13 protein-coding genes are annotated in these 14,739 nt (G+C 55.0%); 7 read left to right on the forward strand and 6 right to left on the reverse strand.

The annotated features are described in order from the left end of the window. Positions 1 to 6: 6 nt before the first annotated feature. Both LX66_RS20980 and LX66_RS20985 read left to right on the forward strand, forming a co-directional pair. Entirely contained in the window at positions 7 to 729 is a 723-nt protein-coding gene (locus tag LX66_RS20980; RefSeq protein WP_145717184.1) for a hypothetical protein, read from the forward strand. A 43-nt stretch (positions 730 to 772) separates the two neighbouring features. Beyond that, positions 773 to 1,621 carry a hypothetical protein gene (locus LX66_RS20985; RefSeq protein WP_145717185.1) on the forward strand — a complete coding sequence of 283 codons (849 nt, stop codon included), beginning with the start codon at positions 773 to 775 and terminating at the stop codon, positions 1,619 to 1,621. 255 nt (positions 1,622 to 1,876) lie between these two features. Here LX66_RS20985 and LX66_RS20990 read toward each other — a convergent pair whose 3' ends face one another. Genes LX66_RS20990 through LX66_RS21005 form a run of 4 tightly spaced genes read right to left on the reverse strand, consistent with a single transcriptional unit; the run spans position 1,877 to position 6,624 of the window. Next, a complete protein-coding gene (locus LX66_RS20990; protein WP_145717187.1) occupies positions 1,877 to 3,457 on the reverse strand; it encodes a DHA2 family efflux MFS transporter permease subunit in 1,581 nt (526 codons plus the stop codon). Positions 3,458 to 3,471: 14 nt separating this feature from the next. Then, entirely contained in the window at positions 3,472 to 4,617 is a 1,146-nt protein-coding gene (locus LX66_RS20995; RefSeq protein ID WP_145717189.1) for an HlyD family secretion protein, read from the reverse strand. A 41-nt stretch (positions 4,618 to 4,658) separates the two neighbouring features. Next, positions 4,659 to 6,008, reverse strand: coding sequence for a TolC family protein (locus LX66_RS21000; RefSeq protein WP_145717191.1), 1,350 nt, complete (start codon positions 6,006 to 6,008; stop codon positions 4,659 to 4,661). Next, positions 5,998 to 6,624 carry a TetR/AcrR family transcriptional regulator gene (locus LX66_RS21005; protein ID WP_145717193.1) on the reverse strand — a complete coding sequence of 209 codons (627 nt, stop codon included), beginning with the start codon at positions 6,622 to 6,624 and terminating at the stop codon, positions 5,998 to 6,000. Before LX66_RS21005 ends, LX66_RS21000 begins: the two co-directional genes overlap by 11 nt. A 298-nt stretch (positions 6,625 to 6,922) precedes the next feature. On the opposite strand from LX66_RS21005, the gene LX66_RS21010 reads away from it, so the two are divergent. The 5 genes from LX66_RS21010 to LX66_RS21030 are packed head-to-tail and all read left to right on the forward strand — an operon-like array spanning position 6,923 to position 11,535. Next, a complete protein-coding gene (locus LX66_RS21010) occupies positions 6,923 to 7,912 on the forward strand; it encodes a glycosyltransferase family 4 protein (protein WP_145717195.1) in 990 nt (329 codons plus the stop codon). Further along, positions 7,899 to 8,621, forward strand: a complete 723-nt coding sequence (locus LX66_RS21015) for an SDR family oxidoreductase (protein ID WP_145717196.1) — start codon at positions 7,899 to 7,901, stop codon at positions 8,619 to 8,621. Before LX66_RS21010 ends, LX66_RS21015 begins: the two co-directional genes overlap by 14 nt. 28 nt (positions 8,622 to 8,649) lie before the next feature. Then, positions 8,650 to 9,732, forward strand: a complete 1,083-nt coding sequence (locus LX66_RS21020; RefSeq protein ID WP_145717198.1) for a glycosyltransferase family 9 protein — start codon at positions 8,650 to 8,652, stop codon at positions 9,730 to 9,732. Further along, a complete protein-coding gene (locus LX66_RS21025; protein WP_145717200.1) occupies positions 9,732 to 10,766 on the forward strand; it encodes a glycosyltransferase family 9 protein in 1,035 nt (344 codons plus the stop codon). Before LX66_RS21020 ends, LX66_RS21025 begins: the two co-directional genes overlap by 1 nt. After that, a complete protein-coding gene (locus LX66_RS21030) occupies positions 10,735 to 11,535 on the forward strand; it encodes a glycosyltransferase family 2 protein (protein ID WP_145717202.1) in 801 nt (266 codons plus the stop codon). The genes LX66_RS21025 and LX66_RS21030 overlap by 32 nt, the downstream gene beginning before the upstream one ends. Before the next feature lie 4 nt (positions 11,536 to 11,539). Here the strand turns inward: LX66_RS21030 and LX66_RS21035 are convergent, their stop codons facing one another. Continuing rightward, complete coding sequence (locus tag LX66_RS21035; protein WP_145717204.1) at positions 11,540 to 12,913, reverse strand: tryptophanase; 1,374 nt, start codon at positions 12,911 to 12,913, stop codon at positions 11,540 to 11,542. A 300-nt stretch (positions 12,914 to 13,213) separates the two neighbouring features. Further along, positions 13,214 to 14,686 carry a baeRF7 domain-containing protein gene (locus LX66_RS21040; RefSeq protein WP_145717206.1) on the reverse strand — a complete coding sequence of 491 codons (1,473 nt, stop codon included), beginning with the start codon at positions 14,684 to 14,686 and terminating at the stop codon, positions 13,214 to 13,216. Positions 14,687 to 14,739: the final 53 nt, after the last annotated feature.

Consider the following 14,739-nt stretch of genomic DNA (forward strand, 5'->3'; position numbering starts at 1 on the left):
CATTAATTGTTACTGGAAGATACAAAAAAAATTTGTGCTGTTGTTTCCTATACATCATTAAACTACGACTTATCTCCAAAAGCAACTTTCACACAAAAAACAGATACAATGAAAGACGTTACAACAGTAGCCCCTCAAAAGCTGCTCTCATTGGCCAGTCAACTGGTGTACGGACATGCCTATCCCAATCCCGACGATTCGAAACTTCCGCCCAACCCCTGGGACCCGCTCGTTCGCCGGGCTTTGGAGCGCGTGGCGCTTTTTGGTCCGGGCCCTCAGCCGTGGCAGATCATTGCCAGGCGCCGGCCGGAAGTCTGGGATATGCTGGGTGACGGGCAGTTCAGGCAAACATGGCTCAACCCGCAGCCGCTTCCACCAGGTATTGCATTTGCTTACGCACTTGCCCGGGAAGCCCTTGACCGCGCCCACTTGCTCTATGATGTAGCAGCAGCTACCGGGCAGCATGATGACGAACAGTCTGCCGAAAAGGCAGCGCGGTTCATTTATCAGTTCGCAGATGATCTTTGCCCTGTTCCGCCCAAGATCACGATTCCCCCCAAAGACCCGCGGCCAGACCCGCAACCTCGCCCCGAATGGTCTGCATTGGAACTGGCGGTAGTGGCGCTGGAATTTCATCAGGCAGCGGCAGGTGCCATACAAAAAAATATGCAGGAAGCTTTTACCCTTGCGGCCGATAAAATAGCGGCAACTGCCGCCGACAGGATGTGAAAAAGTAAGATTATTCTCATTATTAACCATAAAATGTAACCCAATGATCACAGAAGCTAATCCCTTGTTTCAGAAGGCAACGCCTTCCAGGGACCAAATCAAAGAGGTGATTTATCTCATGGACCAACAGTTTTCCGAGGAAATGGCCCAAATCATCAAAGAAGATCATTACAAAGCTGAACAGTTGTCGGAAATCAGCCGGCCCTTCCAGGAAATCACACACGTAGACCCACAAAAAGCAGCCGATGCCATATCGGCCCTGGAAAAATTTGACAAGCTTGCGTTTGAAAAGCAATCACTTAAATTGTCTGAAGCGCTTAAAGGCATAGAGGAACAAAAAAATCTCACGATCAGCTTTGACAGCCGGCTCAGGGTTGGTGGCCCGCCTTACGACGTATCCTGGACCAGTGGTGGTTTTTGTTCTGCTAACAAGGACACAGGAGAGTTCCGGATCAACCCCGTTAATGGGTTTGCAGGAGCGGGAGTAGGCATGTATGTCATACCCAAGCAGGATACCATTGGTAGTTTTTCCGCACATGTGCCTATTGACTATTCCTGGACCAATTGGAACTACAAGGGCGGAGCCGCATTTTCAAGGGGAGGCGTCAGAGTAAAGATCGAGAACTTCAGCGGCGAACAGGGCCCTTTCTACAGTGAGCCGTTTGAATTATGGAATGCCGGGGGAACTCCTTGGCTGGTGCGGCACGAAGACTATACGGTGCTCGTTCATACGCCGGCGGCAGAGACTTTTTTCTATATGAAAGCTAATGTTCCGTACCTGATCTGGGTTTGGTGCTGGGGATATACGCAGGTTAGCGGTTCCGGCGCCATATCACTGGCTTCCATCACATGCAATATGCCATACTTTGTTCTAAAACCGGCCTGGTTTTAACGCCTGGTTAGTATCATATCCCGGTACGTACGGCCACGCAGAAAATATTGGTCCTGCAACGCTGTTCGTACCGGGTAATTTCCGGAAATACCTCCTTACCTTCTCCTCATCCTTTGGCAGTCTTACATATACTATGTACTGCTCATCACCAGCGCCCAATACCTCTAAAAAAAGAAAACCGGAATAAGACTATTCCGGCTTCTACCTAAACCTACAACTGTTACACTGTTAGTAACTAACCTTCATAATTTATCGCTAGTGCATGGCGGAAGCATCCAGCTTCCCCTGCGCCTTGTTTCGTTTTACCAGTAATACCAGCGGTGTAAAGATCAGGAACATCACGCCCAGGTACAGGAATACATCCATATAGGACAGCACCGTCTGCTGCCTGGTAATGGTATATTCCAACGACTGGTAAGCGCTCTGCAACGCCGTTTGCGGGTCCATGCCCTTGTGGATAAAGCTGTTCTGCACCTGGTGCACCCGGTTCATCACTTCCGGGTTGTTCACATCCAGTTTGCTCACCAGGTCCGTGCGGTGCAGGTCGTTACGGCGGGACACAAAAGTGGTGATCAATGCGATCCCGAACGATCCGCCCAACTGCCGGGCCATGCCGGTAAAGGCCGCGCCCTGGCCTATCTGCACGCCCTTCAGGGAGGACAGCGCCAGCGCGGTAATTGGAATGAACAGCATACCCATGCCCACACCGCGTACGATCAGCATCCAGAAGAATGCATCCTCGCCCGTATCCGGTGTGATGATCTTATAGCCCCAGAAACTGTACACAAAGAAAGAGATCATGCCGACGGCGATGAGGTACTGCTGCGGCACCCCCTTCTCCAGCATTTTACCAATGATTGGCATCATAAAGGCCGTCATCAGCGCGGCAGGTATCATCAGCATACCAGACTGCGTGGCGGTCCACCCCATTATGCCCTGCGTATACAGGGGTATAATGAAGGTGGACCCGTACAAACCAAATCCCATGATAAATGATAAAACCGTTCCGATCCGTAAATTGCCATTCTTTAACACACGCAGTTCCACGATTGGGTTCTTGTACATCAACTCCCTCCATACAAAGAAGAAAAATCCAAGCACCGACATTACCGTGAGCACGGTTACCGTCGAGTCATTAAACCAGTCATCCTCCTGGCCGCGCTCCAGCACATATTGCAACGCTCCTACCGCCATTGCCAGGAAACCAATGCCCCACCAGTCAATTTCATTCGCCGCTTTCTTTTCCGCAAATTTGGGACTACGCACAAATTGCAGGGTCAGCAAGGTGGCTATTACGCCAATGGGAATGTTGATGTAAAAAATATAAGGCCATGCATAATTATCTACAATATACCCGCCCAGCGGAGGCCCCAGCGTGGGACCGATGATCACGCCCATGCCGTAGATGGCCTGGGCCATGCCGCGCTTCTCCAGCGGGTAGCTTTCTGTAATAATGGTTTGTGAAGTTACCAGCAGCGCGCCGCCGCCTACCCCCTGTATAAAGCGGAACAGGATCAGTTCCCACAGGGTGGAGGCGTTACCGCACAGGAAAGAGGATATGGTAAACATCACGATGGATACCGCAAAATAGTTCCGGCGGCCAAACTGCTGCGCCAGCCAGCTCGTCATCGGGATGATGATCACGTTACCGATGGCGTAGGCGGTCACTACCCAGCCTATTTCGCTCATGGTAGCGCCCAGGTTGCCCCGCATATCATTCAAAGCCACGTTCACAATGGTGGTATCCACGATCTCCAGCAGGGCGCAGAAGATAGCCGTGATCGTAATGATCACCCTGCGGGCGCCGTATTCCACCAATGATTCCTGTTGCATCATAAGAAAACGATCTTTTAGTCAAGATGTACATCCACTACCACGTTCAGGCCCGCACGCAGTTGCTTTACCACCGGGTCTGCCGGGTTGTCAAATTCTATTTTCACCGGGAGGCGCTGCACCACTTTCACGAAGTTGCCGGAAGCATTGTCCGGGGGCAGCAGGGCAAAGCGGGCGCCGGTAGCCGGTGAGAAAGAGGCCACATGCGCGTCCAGGTCCTTTTCGGGGAACGCATCCACATGCACTTTTACCGCCTGTCCTACCTTCATTTTATCCAACTGCGTTTCCTTGAAATTGGCCACTACCCACACGGCATTGTCCAGTACAATGCTGAACAGGGACTGCCCTGCCTGCAGGAACTGCCCGGACTGCACATATACCTTGGACACTTTTCCATCTTCCGCGGCAGTAATGGTGGCGTAGGACAGGTTCAGTTGCGCATCCGCCAGTTCCGCCTCACGCTCCTTGATCACCGCTTCGGCAGCGCTGATCTGTTTGGCGGTAGCTGCGCTCTGGGAAGCTACTGCGCTGGTTTGCCGGGCGGCATAATCCTTCTGCTCCTGCAGTACCTGCAACTGGCGCTCCGCCGTTTGCTTGGCGGCCAGGGCCTGTTCATATTGCTGCTGGGTAATGGAGTGGTCCTTTATCAGGTTGGCGTAACGCTCATAGTCCTGGGAAGCGCGCCAGAGGTTCACTTTGGCGGCCTCTATCTGTGCGTCTACCGTGGCTACGTTGGCGCGGGAGGTCACAATATTGGCGCGGGATGCGCTGGTATTGGCCTGCGCCACGCCTGCATTGGCCTTTGCAGCGGCCAGGGCGGCTTCCGCCTGCTGTACGGCGATCTGCAGGTCGCGGTCGTCCAGCACCACCAGGGTATCCCCTTTCTTCACATGCTGGTTGTCCTTTACCCTTACTTCCTTCACATAACCGCTCACACGGGGTATTACGGGGCTTACGTTGGCCTCTACCTGGGCATTGTCCGTTTCTTCATGATGCAGCGCGTGCACATACTTGGTGATGCCAAAGGCGCCGCCGCCGATGATCAGCGCGGAAAGTATGATGATGAAACGCAGGTTCTTCTTTTTAGGCGCCCCGTTCTCCTGCGGGGAGCCGTTGCCTGTCTTATGGCTGGTAGATCTTACTTCATTTACTTTTGTTTCCATAAAGACCTTGATGTTTGTTGGTTTAGTTGCTTTAAATATCCTCAGTTTTGCTCGCTCAGCACGCCGGCAGTTTCCAGCAGCTTGTTGTAGGCCACTACCGCATCTGCTTTCGCCGAAGTGTAGTTCAGTTTGGCCTGCAGGTCTGCCACGTCCGCTTCCAGCAGGTCGGTGGTGGTAGCCAGGCTGTTATCGTGCTTGTTCTTCGTAATACGGTAGTTCTCGTCTGCCTGTTCGATCGCTTTCTGGTACATGTCTATCTTTTTCCGGCTTACCACGTAGTTCTCATAAGCCCGGTTCACCTGCAGGTGAATGTCGTCCGTCAGCATTGCTTCATTGATCTGCACCGCATGCAGTTGGTTCTTTGCATTTTCCACCCTGGAGCCGGCTTTCCACAGGGAGGACAGGTTGTATTTCAGCCCGATGCCCACGTTCACCGCATTGGTCACGGTCAGCACTTCGGGAATGTCTGCCGCTACGTAACCACCGGTCAGCGCCAGGGAGGGAAAGTAATCCGCTTTGGCGGATTTGATGCCTGCAAAGGCGGCCTTTTCATGCGCCTGCAGGGAAGCGGCGTCCTTGCGCTTTTGCAGGGCCAGTTGCTCCCATTCCGTTACGCTCCTGCCATCTGCGCCCGCTACCGCCTGCGCCAGGAAATTCGTGTCCAGCTCCAGGCCGGTATCTTCCGGGAGGCCCAGCATAATGTTCATATTGATGCGGGCTATCTTCAGATCACTTTCCGCCTGCGTGAGCGCCACTTCTATATTGGACTGCTGTAATTGTGCTTTAAGGAGATCGTTGCGGGCCAGTATGCCGTTCTTTTCCATGTTGGTAAAATCGGCTACCCGCTGCTGCGATTGCTTCAGGTTTTCGCGTACCAGGTTCACCGCTACGGTCGCTTTATACAGGTTGCTGTATGCTGCAATGGTGTTCTGTATCACCTCCTCGCGGTCGCGGTCTGCATCCAGTTTGGCGGCCTGCGCCAGGTAACGGGCGGATTCCTTACCGGCCTGTATCCTGAAACCGGAAAAGAGCGGTACGGATACGGTGGCCATCCCGTAAGCCAACTGGCTTACATCCGGGGTAGTGCTGCCACCGCCGCTGTTGCCATCCGATTCCATTTTCATATTTATATTAGGCCGGTTCACGCGCAGGTAGGAGCCGGACAGGCTGGCTTCCGGCAGTTGCTGCGCATTGGCATCCTTTACTGCGTTGGTGGCCTCGGTAATTTTGGTGCGGTTCAACTGCAACTGCTTGCTGTTCTTCAGGCTCAGCGCTATCGCATCGTGCAGGGTAAGACTTCTGCTGTCCTGCGCCTGCACGGGCGCAGCGGCCAGCAGCCACATGCCCAGGGCTATCATGAATAACGATCCGTATATGCTTTTAAGGTTCATGTGTTAATACGACTTTAAACATTTTTTTCAAGTGGTTGCTTACTTTCTCTCTCAGGTGCTCACGGAACTTTTCATCTGTCATCTGCTCCATGTTCCACATTTTCCGCAGAAAATTCTGGGAGATCGTGATATGGTTGGTAGTGCCTACAATGGTGTTCACCAGCATCAGCGGGTCCAGGTCGCTTACAAAAGCGCCCTTCTTCTGCCCTTCCGTGATCAGTTTCTTCACCATCTCGTACATCTGCTTTTTTACATCCGTGATCAGGTCCGTAGGAATGCCTTCTTCTGTCGCCTGCGCTCTTACCATCATCCTGCAGAAATGAGGCCGCTCGGAAATTCTCGCCACGAACAGGTCTATCAACCGGTTCATTTTCTCCAGTGGAGCCAGGTGCTTGTCCTTTACCAGTTCATCCAGTCCTGTCTTTACATCCAAAATGCGTTTCAGAAAAATCGATTCTATCAACCGCTCCTTTGACCCGAAATAATAGGATATCATAGCAATGTTCACATCTGCCTCCTGCGCAATATCCCTTACAGACGCCCCATGAAACCCACGCATCGCAAACAGCCGTTCCGCCGTTTCCAGTATCTGTAATTGTTTTTGATTGAAGTCCATTATCGCTCCCTCCGTTGATTTCAAAACATCATTATTAAATGCCTGTTTAAACAGTTGTTCTAAACACAAAATTAAACGTTTGTTTAGTTTAAACAAATGTTTAATTGAATTTTTTTAATACTAATATGTAAATAATTGGTTCAACGATATGCTACATTTAGCAGCAGTCCTGCAATAAAACGAGGAAAATATTCTACTCCCCTCCTCTCCAAATGGGCCCGCTACCCTACTCCTGCCTGAATGGCGCATTAATTGAGGCTGTAACCATATCGTTCAATACTACCAAACCGATCCATTTATGCAACCCAGACTGAAAATTTTAACCTGGCACGTGCACGGCAGTTACCTGTATTACCTCTCGCAGGGCAACTATGATATATACCTGCCCACGGATGAAGCCCGCACGGAAGGCTACATCGGCAGAGGCGCCACCTTTCCCTTTGGCGATCATGTGCGGGAGATACCCGTACGGGATATACCACATACGCAATTCGATTGTATCCTGTTCCAGCACGCCCGTCATTACCAGACCGACCAGTACGAGATACTGTCACCGGCGCAGCGGCAACTGCCCAGGATATACCTGGAGCATGATCCGCCACGGCAACATCCTACAGATACCCGCCATATCGTAGACGACCCGGACATGCTGCTGGTGCATGTCACCCATTTCAATAAACTGATGTGGGACAATAACCGCACCCCGGCCGTGGTAATAGAACATGGCGTTATGGTGCCGGAGCAGGTGCGCTATACCGGCCAACTGGAGCGGGGCATCGTGGTGGTGAATAACCTGGCTAAAAGAGGACGCCGCCTGGGATGCGACATCTTCCAGGAAGCAGCTACGCGCGTGCCGCTGGACCTGGTAGGCATGAACGCGGACGAGTTGGGCGGGCTGGGCGAGATCGCGCCTACCGAGCTGCCCGAATTCAGCAGCCAGTACCGCTTCTTTTTCCATCCCATCCGTTATACCAGCCTGGGCCTGGCCGTGTGCGAGGCCATGATGCTGGGCATACCGGTAGTAGGCCTGGCTACCACGGAGCTGGCCACTATTATCCGCAACGGGCATTCAGGATTTATTGACACAGACCCGGACGCGCTGGTGGCAAAAATGCAATTGCTGCTGGAAAATCCCGTGCTGGCCGCCCGCATCGGCGCGGAAGGACGCAGGATAGCGCAGCGGCGCTTCAACATAGCACGTTTTACCCGGGAATGGGAACAGGTGTTCCGTACAGCCGTGAGCACCCCTAGTAGTTCATCAAAAAAACATACGAATGCAACAGTCTAATGGAAAAGTAATACTGGTCACCGGTGGCGCGCAGGGCCTGGGCAAAGCCATCAGCGCCACGCTGGCGCAGGAGCACACCGTGATCATCGGGGATGTGCAGGAAGACAAGATGGTGATGCTGGCCAGACAATTACAGGAAAATAACGGCAATGCCTATCCGCTACGGCTGGACGTAGGCAATGAAGACAGCGTGAAAGAGGTGATCAGCGAGATCGCGGAAAAATTCGGGCGCCTGGATGCACTGATCAACAATGCCGGCGTGGACTTCACCAAACCGATCATGGAAATGACCGCTGCCGAGTGGGACCTGGTGATGACCGTAAACCTGCGCGGCCCTTTCCTGACCAGCAAATACGCCCTGCCGGTAATGGCTAAGCAGGGCGGCGGGCATATCATTAATGTAGTATCTACCGCCAGCCTGCGTGCATGGCCGGAAGCCTCCGCCTACCATGCCAGCAAATGGGGCCTGCGGGGCTTTACCCAGGCGCTGTTTACCGAAGCGCGCCGGCATAATATCAAGGTAACAGCCGTGATTGCCGGTGGCATGAAAACGCCCTTCCTGCTGGACCGCTTCCCGGACATCGACCAGACCAAGCTGCAGGACCCGGAAAACGTAGCCGGCAATATCAAGTACCTGCTGCAGGGCCCTGCGGAAACCGCTGTACCGGAGATCATGGTGATACCACTGCAGGAAACCTCCTGGCCCTGAGAACAGCTATCAGCTCAAATAGATTGCTATGAAGAAAATTGCAGTACTGCGCGCCAATGCGCTGGGCGATTTCATATTTGCGCTGCCGGCGCTCAGCGCATTGCGGGAAACCTTTCCCGATCACGAGATCGTATACCTGGGAAAAAAGATGCACCGGGATTTTCTCTGCGGCCGGCCCGGCCCGGTAGACCGGGTGATCGTAGTGCCCCCCTACCCCGGTGTGGGCGAAGCGGAAAATTACGAGCCCGATCCGGAACAGGTCAATGCCTTCTTCCGGCAAATGCGGGAAGAACAGTTTGATATCGCCATCCAGATGCATGGCGGTGGCGGGTTCTCCAACCCCTTTCTGCAGCAACTGGGCGCAGGGCAAACGGTGGGGCTGCAGGCGCCGGATGCGCCGCCGCTGGACATTTCCATTCCCTACATCATTTACTACAGCGAGATACTCCGCTACCTCGAGGTGGTGTCCTACCTCGGCGCTACTACCCGGAACCTCGTGCCGGTAGTGAATATCATGGAAAAAGATATCCGGGAAGCGCGGCAGGTAATGCAACCGCATGACGGAAGCCCGGTAGCGGTGATCCATCCTGGCGCCACAGACCCGCGCCGGCACTGGCCGGCCGTGAACTTCGCCAGGGTGGCGGACTACCTGGTGAGCGCAGGATACACGGTATATATCAACGGCCTCCCGGAAGAAGCGTACCTCGTTAACGGCATACTGCAGAACATGCAGCAGCGGTCAGGCGCGCACAGCCTTTGCGGAAAGCTTTCCATCTGCGGGCTGGCCGGCCTCCTGTCCCTGGCGGACATTGTAGTTTCCAACGACTCCGGTCCCCTGCACCTGGCCTATGCGCTGCGCATTCCGGCAGTGGGCATTTACTGGGTAGGCAATATGATCACCGGTACGCCCATGACCAGCGCCATCAACCGGCCGCTCATATCATGGACCACCCGCTGCCCGCTCTGCGGACTGGAAGCCAGCCGCCTGAAAAGCGGCATCTCCGAATGTCGGCACCATGCATCTTTTGTGGCGGACGTGAGCGTAGACGATGTACTGCAAGCCGTGCAGGATCTCACAGGAGCAGCGTACAAGCTTAAAGCCGTAGTATAATGGACAACCTGAAGAAGATAGCCGTGCTCAGGGCTTTGCAACTGGGCGATATGCTTTGTATGATACCCGCGGTAAGAGCGGTCAAAAACGCCTGGCCGGAAGCGGCCATCACCCTGGTGGGCCTTCCCTGGCAACAGGCGTTCGCGGACAGGTTCCGGCATTATTTCAGCGGTTTCCTGCCCTTTCCCGGATGGCCGGGGCTGCCGGAACAGGAAGCTGCGCCCGCGGCAGTAGCCCGTTTCCTGCTGCAGGCCCAGGAACAGCAGTTTGACCTGGTGCTGCAGATGCAGGGAGACGGTACGCATACCAACGATTGCTGCCAACTGATGGGCGGCCGGAAAATGGCCGGCCGGCGGCTGGAAGGACATTACTGCCCGGACGAAAAACTTTTCCCGGTAATGACGGAAAGCGAACATGAGATCCTGCGCCTGCTGCGCATTGTGGAAGCCCTGGACATACCCCTGCAGGGCACGGCGCTGGAGTTTCCCATTTCCTCCACGGAATACGCGCAGGCTAACCGGCTCATGCAGCAACTGCAGTTGCAGCCGGGTCAGTACATCTGCCTGCACCCCGGCGCCAGGGACCCGCGGCGGCGCTGGCCGCCCGCACACTTTGCCCGCATGGGCGATGCATTGGCCGCCCGCGGATACCGCGTGCTCATTACCGGCTCAGCGGAGGAACAAGCGCTGACACAGGCGGTAGCGGAACAGATGCAATACCGCGCCACCGACCTGGTGGCGCTGGCCGGGCAAACCGGCATCGGCGAGCTGGCCGCGCTGATACAGCACAGCGCCGGCCTGTTAAGCAATGATACGGGCGTATCACACATTGCGGCAGCACTGGAAGTGCCCAGCGTGATCATCTTCTCTCCCTACTCCGATCCGGGCCGCTGGGCGCCGCTCAACCAGGCGCTGCATACAGCCGTGCCGGCCGGGAAGGCGCATGATCTGGCATATGTATTGGAGACTATTGAAAGCAGGATACCGTTAAACACCAAAAACCATGAGCGTCTCCGTTCTTATTCCGACATATAACCGTATTACCGCACTGGCGGCCACTTTAACCGCCCTTTCCGCACAAAGCTTCCATGACTTTCATGTAATAGTGGCCGACCAGGGAGCAACGCCGGCCGCCAGCCATCCTACCATTCAAACGATCTGCCGCATACTGGAACTGCACGGCCACCCGGTACAGTTGTTGCAAAACCTGCCCCGGCGCGGCATGGCGCAGCAACGGCAGTTCCTGCTGGAGCATGCAAAGGGGGATTATGCCCTTTTCCTGGATGATGACGTGATACTGGAGCCGGATGCGCTGGAGAAAATGACCACCGCCATTGCACAGGAGGCATGCGGATTTGCGGGCATGGCCCTGATAGGCCTGGGATACCGCCATGACGTGCGCCCGGCGGAACAGCGCATAGAGCTGTGGGACGGCCCGGTGGCCCCTGAAACCGTAAAGCCAGGCACTCCCGCGTGGGAAAGGCACAAGCTGCACAATGCCGCCAACATCCTGCATACGGCCGAAAAGCTGCATTGCAGCAACGGGCATTTGCAGAAATACAAAGTAGCCTGGATTGGCGGCTGCGTGCTGTATGATACGCAGAAGCTGCGCGAAGTAGGAGGCTTTGATTTCTGGGAGCAACTGCCCGCCGCGCATTGTGGGGAAGACGTGCTGGCGCAACTGCGCCTGATGGAAAAATACGGCGGCTTCGGCCTCATCCCCTCCGGCGCTTACCACCAGGAGCTGCCTACCACCATTAATGACCGGAAGGTGAATGCGCCGGTGTTTTTGGAAGGCGCGTAAAAGATTACCCTACCGGCTCAAATTGCGCTGTAAAATGCCGTAATAACGGTGTCTCATATACGATCTTGTATCCTTTGATGCGGTCCCGCTGCCGGAACACTTCCACGATCACTTCCGCTACGTAGTCAATATGGCTCTGGGTGTACACCCGCCTGGGAATGGCCAGGCGTACCAGCTCCATCTGCGCCGGCACCAGCGATCCGTCCGCCGCATATTTACCGAACATCACGGAGCCTATTTCCACCCCGCGCACACCGCCTTCCGCATACAGCGCTCCGCAAAGGGCCTGGCCCGGGTACTCGTGCACCGGGATGTGGGGCAGGAAAGCTTTCGCATCCAGGTAAATGGCATGCCCGCCGGCCGGTTTGATATAGGGCACGCCGGCGGCATCCAGCTTCTCCCCGATGTATTCCACGCTGCGGATGCGGTACTGCAGGTAGTCCTCATGCAGCACTTCCTCCAGCCCGATGGCAATCGCTTCCAGGTCGCGGCCGGCCAGCCCCCCGTAAGTGGGAAAGCCCTCCGTAATGATCAGCAGGTTGCGGCATTCCATGGCCAGTTGCTCATCGCGCATGGCCAGGAAACCGCCGATGTTGGCGAACGCATCCTTCTTGGCGCTCATGGTGCAGCCGTCGGCATAGGAGAACAGCTCCTGCGCAATGGCCAGCACCGGCTTGTCCGCATATCCCGGCTCCCGCTTCCTGATGAAATAACAGTTCTCTGCAAAACGGCAGGCGTCAATGAACAGGCGGATGCCATAACGGTCGCAGACGGCCCTCACCGCGCGCACATTCTCCATGCTCACGGGCTGTCCGCCCCCGGAGTTGTTGGTAACGGTAATGATCACCATAGGGATATGCTCCGCACCCTTTTCCCGGATGAACTGCTCCAGCGCCGCCACGTCCATATTGCCCTTGAAAGGCGCTACCAGTGCCGGCTGCTTTCCTTCCGCGCAGAGCAGGTCCACCCCTTCCGCCCCGGAAAATTCAATATTGGCCCGGGTGGTGTCAAACAGGGTATTGCTCACAAAATACTTTCCCCTGCCGCCGGTAATGCTGAAGAGTATCTTCTCCGCCGCCCGGCCCTGGTGGGTGGGAATGATGTAAGGCATACCGGTAATATTGCGCACAGTGCTTTCAAAGCGGAAAAAGCTCTCGCTGCCGGCATAGCTTTCGTCCCCGCGCATAACGCCCGCCCACTGCTCGCTGCTCATGGCGCTGGTGCCGCTGTCTGTGAGCAGGTCAATGATCACGTTGCGGGCATGGATCAGGAAGGGATTGTAATGCGCTTCCTGCAGGATACGGATACGTTCCTCGCGGGTGGTGAAATAGATGGGTTCTACGGATTTTATCTTAAAAGGTTCTATGATCGTTTGCATACGAAATATCGGGTTTTAAATACAGGTATAACAGGACAACCCCTTGCGGAGCGCCATTGTTCAGTGAAAGCAATAATAAACGGGTAGCAGTGCCGCGGCAGGTGCGGCAGCGGGCGGGTCAGGTGGGGCTTTTTATGATATTCTTCCACAGGTTCATACCCGCGAAAATAGGGAATTATTGGTTAAATGGGCGGGGGCCTGATGGGATAACCTATAGATAACCTATATATAACCCATATATGAGCCATAGATAACCCATATCTTAAAGATATAGGTTATCTACGGCTTATTCACAGGATATCAATAACGCATGAGGGCTGCTACCGGGCTTTCCGCCGGCATCTGTTCCTTCTCCAGTATGAATACTGCCGCGCCGGTGGCCATGGCTTTTGCGGCGGCGGCGTTCACCAGGCATTCATCGCCCGGCTGCTCGCTGTCATGCTGTATCAGCCGGTTGTCCCGTTCATTAAACGCGCCCCAGAGCCGGCCATCCCGCTGGATGAACAGCGTATCCACCCGGGAGTAATAGCAGGCGGGCACTACATCGGCCGGTATGGATGAGGTAAGGCCGTTGGCGCTGTTATTCCAGTACCGGTCCAGCGCGTGTTGCCGGTCCTGCTCAAAATAAGGCCGCATTTTTTCCCGGGCCTTTTCATACAGTACAGTGGGGTTCTCGTGCTCATAATTGCCGGTCAGGGCCGTATCCATGATATGCCGGTACCTGGAGCGTTCCCGGTACATGGGGATGATATACTCCACGGCTGCCAGCAGCAGCGGCGCTTTCTCGTTATGGAGGCGCGCCTTCCACACCGCTTCCTCTACCTGGTCCACATACATGGACACGTCGGATTTCTCATCCGGTTTGCCTTCTCCCATGCTGTAAACATCGGTCACCCCGGCGCCACTGCCCTGGGCGCTGCGGGACCGTGTCATACCCAGGTCCGGCCGGCCCTCGTAACGCACCACATCGCCTTTGCCGTCCGGCATATCCGGTACAGGCACTTCCTGTATGCCATGCGCATCGGCCTCATACAGGGTAGCCTTGTTCTTGCTGAGGGCCAGCAGGTAGAAATGCTCCTTGCTGGTAACCAGCGGCAGCAGGGGGCTAACATAAAAGGAGCTGTTGATGTAATGCCGTTCCTCCGTGCGGTAAGGCAGCCTGATATATTTAAAGAACCCGGGGGCCAGGAACAGCCCGATGCTGTCCAGTTGGCGGCGCCAGAAATCGTCATCATACATCAGGTTGAAAGCCGGCAGCAGCAGGGACTCTACGTCCTCGTGCCGCCATCCCTTCTGCAGCAGTTGCTGCCGCGCCTTTTGCAGTGCGTTCTTGTAGCGGATCGTATCCTGCTGCTCATTGACTTCCATACCGGACCGGTGCGTAGGCAGGTAGAACGTCACACATCCTGCATCTGACCGGTAAGCGGCCAGCGCGGTAAAATCGTCCCGGGTAAAGCGTTGCGGCAAGGACTCGGGCTGCAATACGTCATACGGCTTATGCAACGTATCATAGCGCTTCATATAGGCGTATTCAGCCTCATTGTGCGCTACATGCTCCGCTTCATCGCCCTTGGCCGTGTTACGGTTGGGGTGGCGGACATGCACATTGGGCGCCAGCTCGTCTTCCCCGCTGGTGTATTGCTGCGTCATCTCTTCATCCCTGCGCAATTCCTCTTCTTCCATCGTGGGCCGTAAACCCAGTTTCCCTTCCCGGATGGAACCGGAAGGTTTTCCTTTTGGCGGAATGTATCTTCCTTCCCTGTCTTTTCCCATAACTCAAAGATTTGTTCACACAAAACGGCACAAACACTATACCATTGGAGATA

The sequence above is a fragment of the Chitinophaga japonensis genome, assembly GCF_007830125.1.
GTDB lineage: Bacteria > Bacteroidota > Bacteroidia > Chitinophagales > Chitinophagaceae > Chitinophaga > Chitinophaga japonensis.

Bases quoted from the DNA above. Each gene is read 5' to 3' on its own strand.
- LX66_RS21005 (WP_145717193.1), bottom strand. From the start codon at position 6,624: ATGGACTTCAATCAAAAACAATTACAGATACTGGAAACGGCGGAACGG.
- LX66_RS21020 (WP_145717198.1), top strand. From the start codon at position 8,650: ATGAAGAAAATTGCAGTACTGCGCGCCAATGCGCTGGGCGATTTCATA.
- LX66_RS21040 (WP_145717206.1), bottom strand. From the start codon at position 14,686: ATGGGAAAAGACAGGGAAGGAAGATACATTCCGCCAAAAGGAAAACCT.
- LX66_RS21010 (WP_145717195.1), top strand. From the start codon at position 6,923: ATGCAACCCAGACTGAAAATTTTAACCTGGCACGTGCACGGCAGTTAC.
- LX66_RS21025 (WP_145717200.1), top strand. From the start codon at position 9,732: ATGGACAACCTGAAGAAGATAGCCGTGCTCAGGGCTTTGCAACTGGGC.
- LX66_RS21035 (WP_145717204.1), bottom strand. From the start codon at position 12,913: ATGCAAACGATCATAGAACCTTTTAAGATAAAATCCGTAGAACCCATC.
- LX66_RS21030 (WP_145717202.1), top strand. From the start codon at position 10,735: ATGAGCGTCTCCGTTCTTATTCCGACATATAACCGTATTACCGCACTG.
- LX66_RS21015 (WP_145717196.1), top strand. From the start codon at position 7,899: ATGCAACAGTCTAATGGAAAAGTAATACTGGTCACCGGTGGCGCGCAG.
- LX66_RS20995 (WP_145717189.1), bottom strand. From the start codon at position 4,617: ATGGAAACAAAAGTAAATGAAGTAAGATCTACCAGCCATAAGACAGGC.
- LX66_RS21000 (WP_145717191.1), bottom strand. From the start codon at position 6,008: ATGAACCTTAAAAGCATATACGGATCGTTATTCATGATAGCCCTGGGC.
- LX66_RS20985 (WP_145717185.1), top strand. From the start codon at position 773: ATGATCACAGAAGCTAATCCCTTGTTTCAGAAGGCAACGCCTTCCAGG.
- LX66_RS20990 (WP_145717187.1), bottom strand. From the start codon at position 3,457: ATGATGCAACAGGAATCATTGGTGGAATACGGCGCCCGCAGGGTGATC.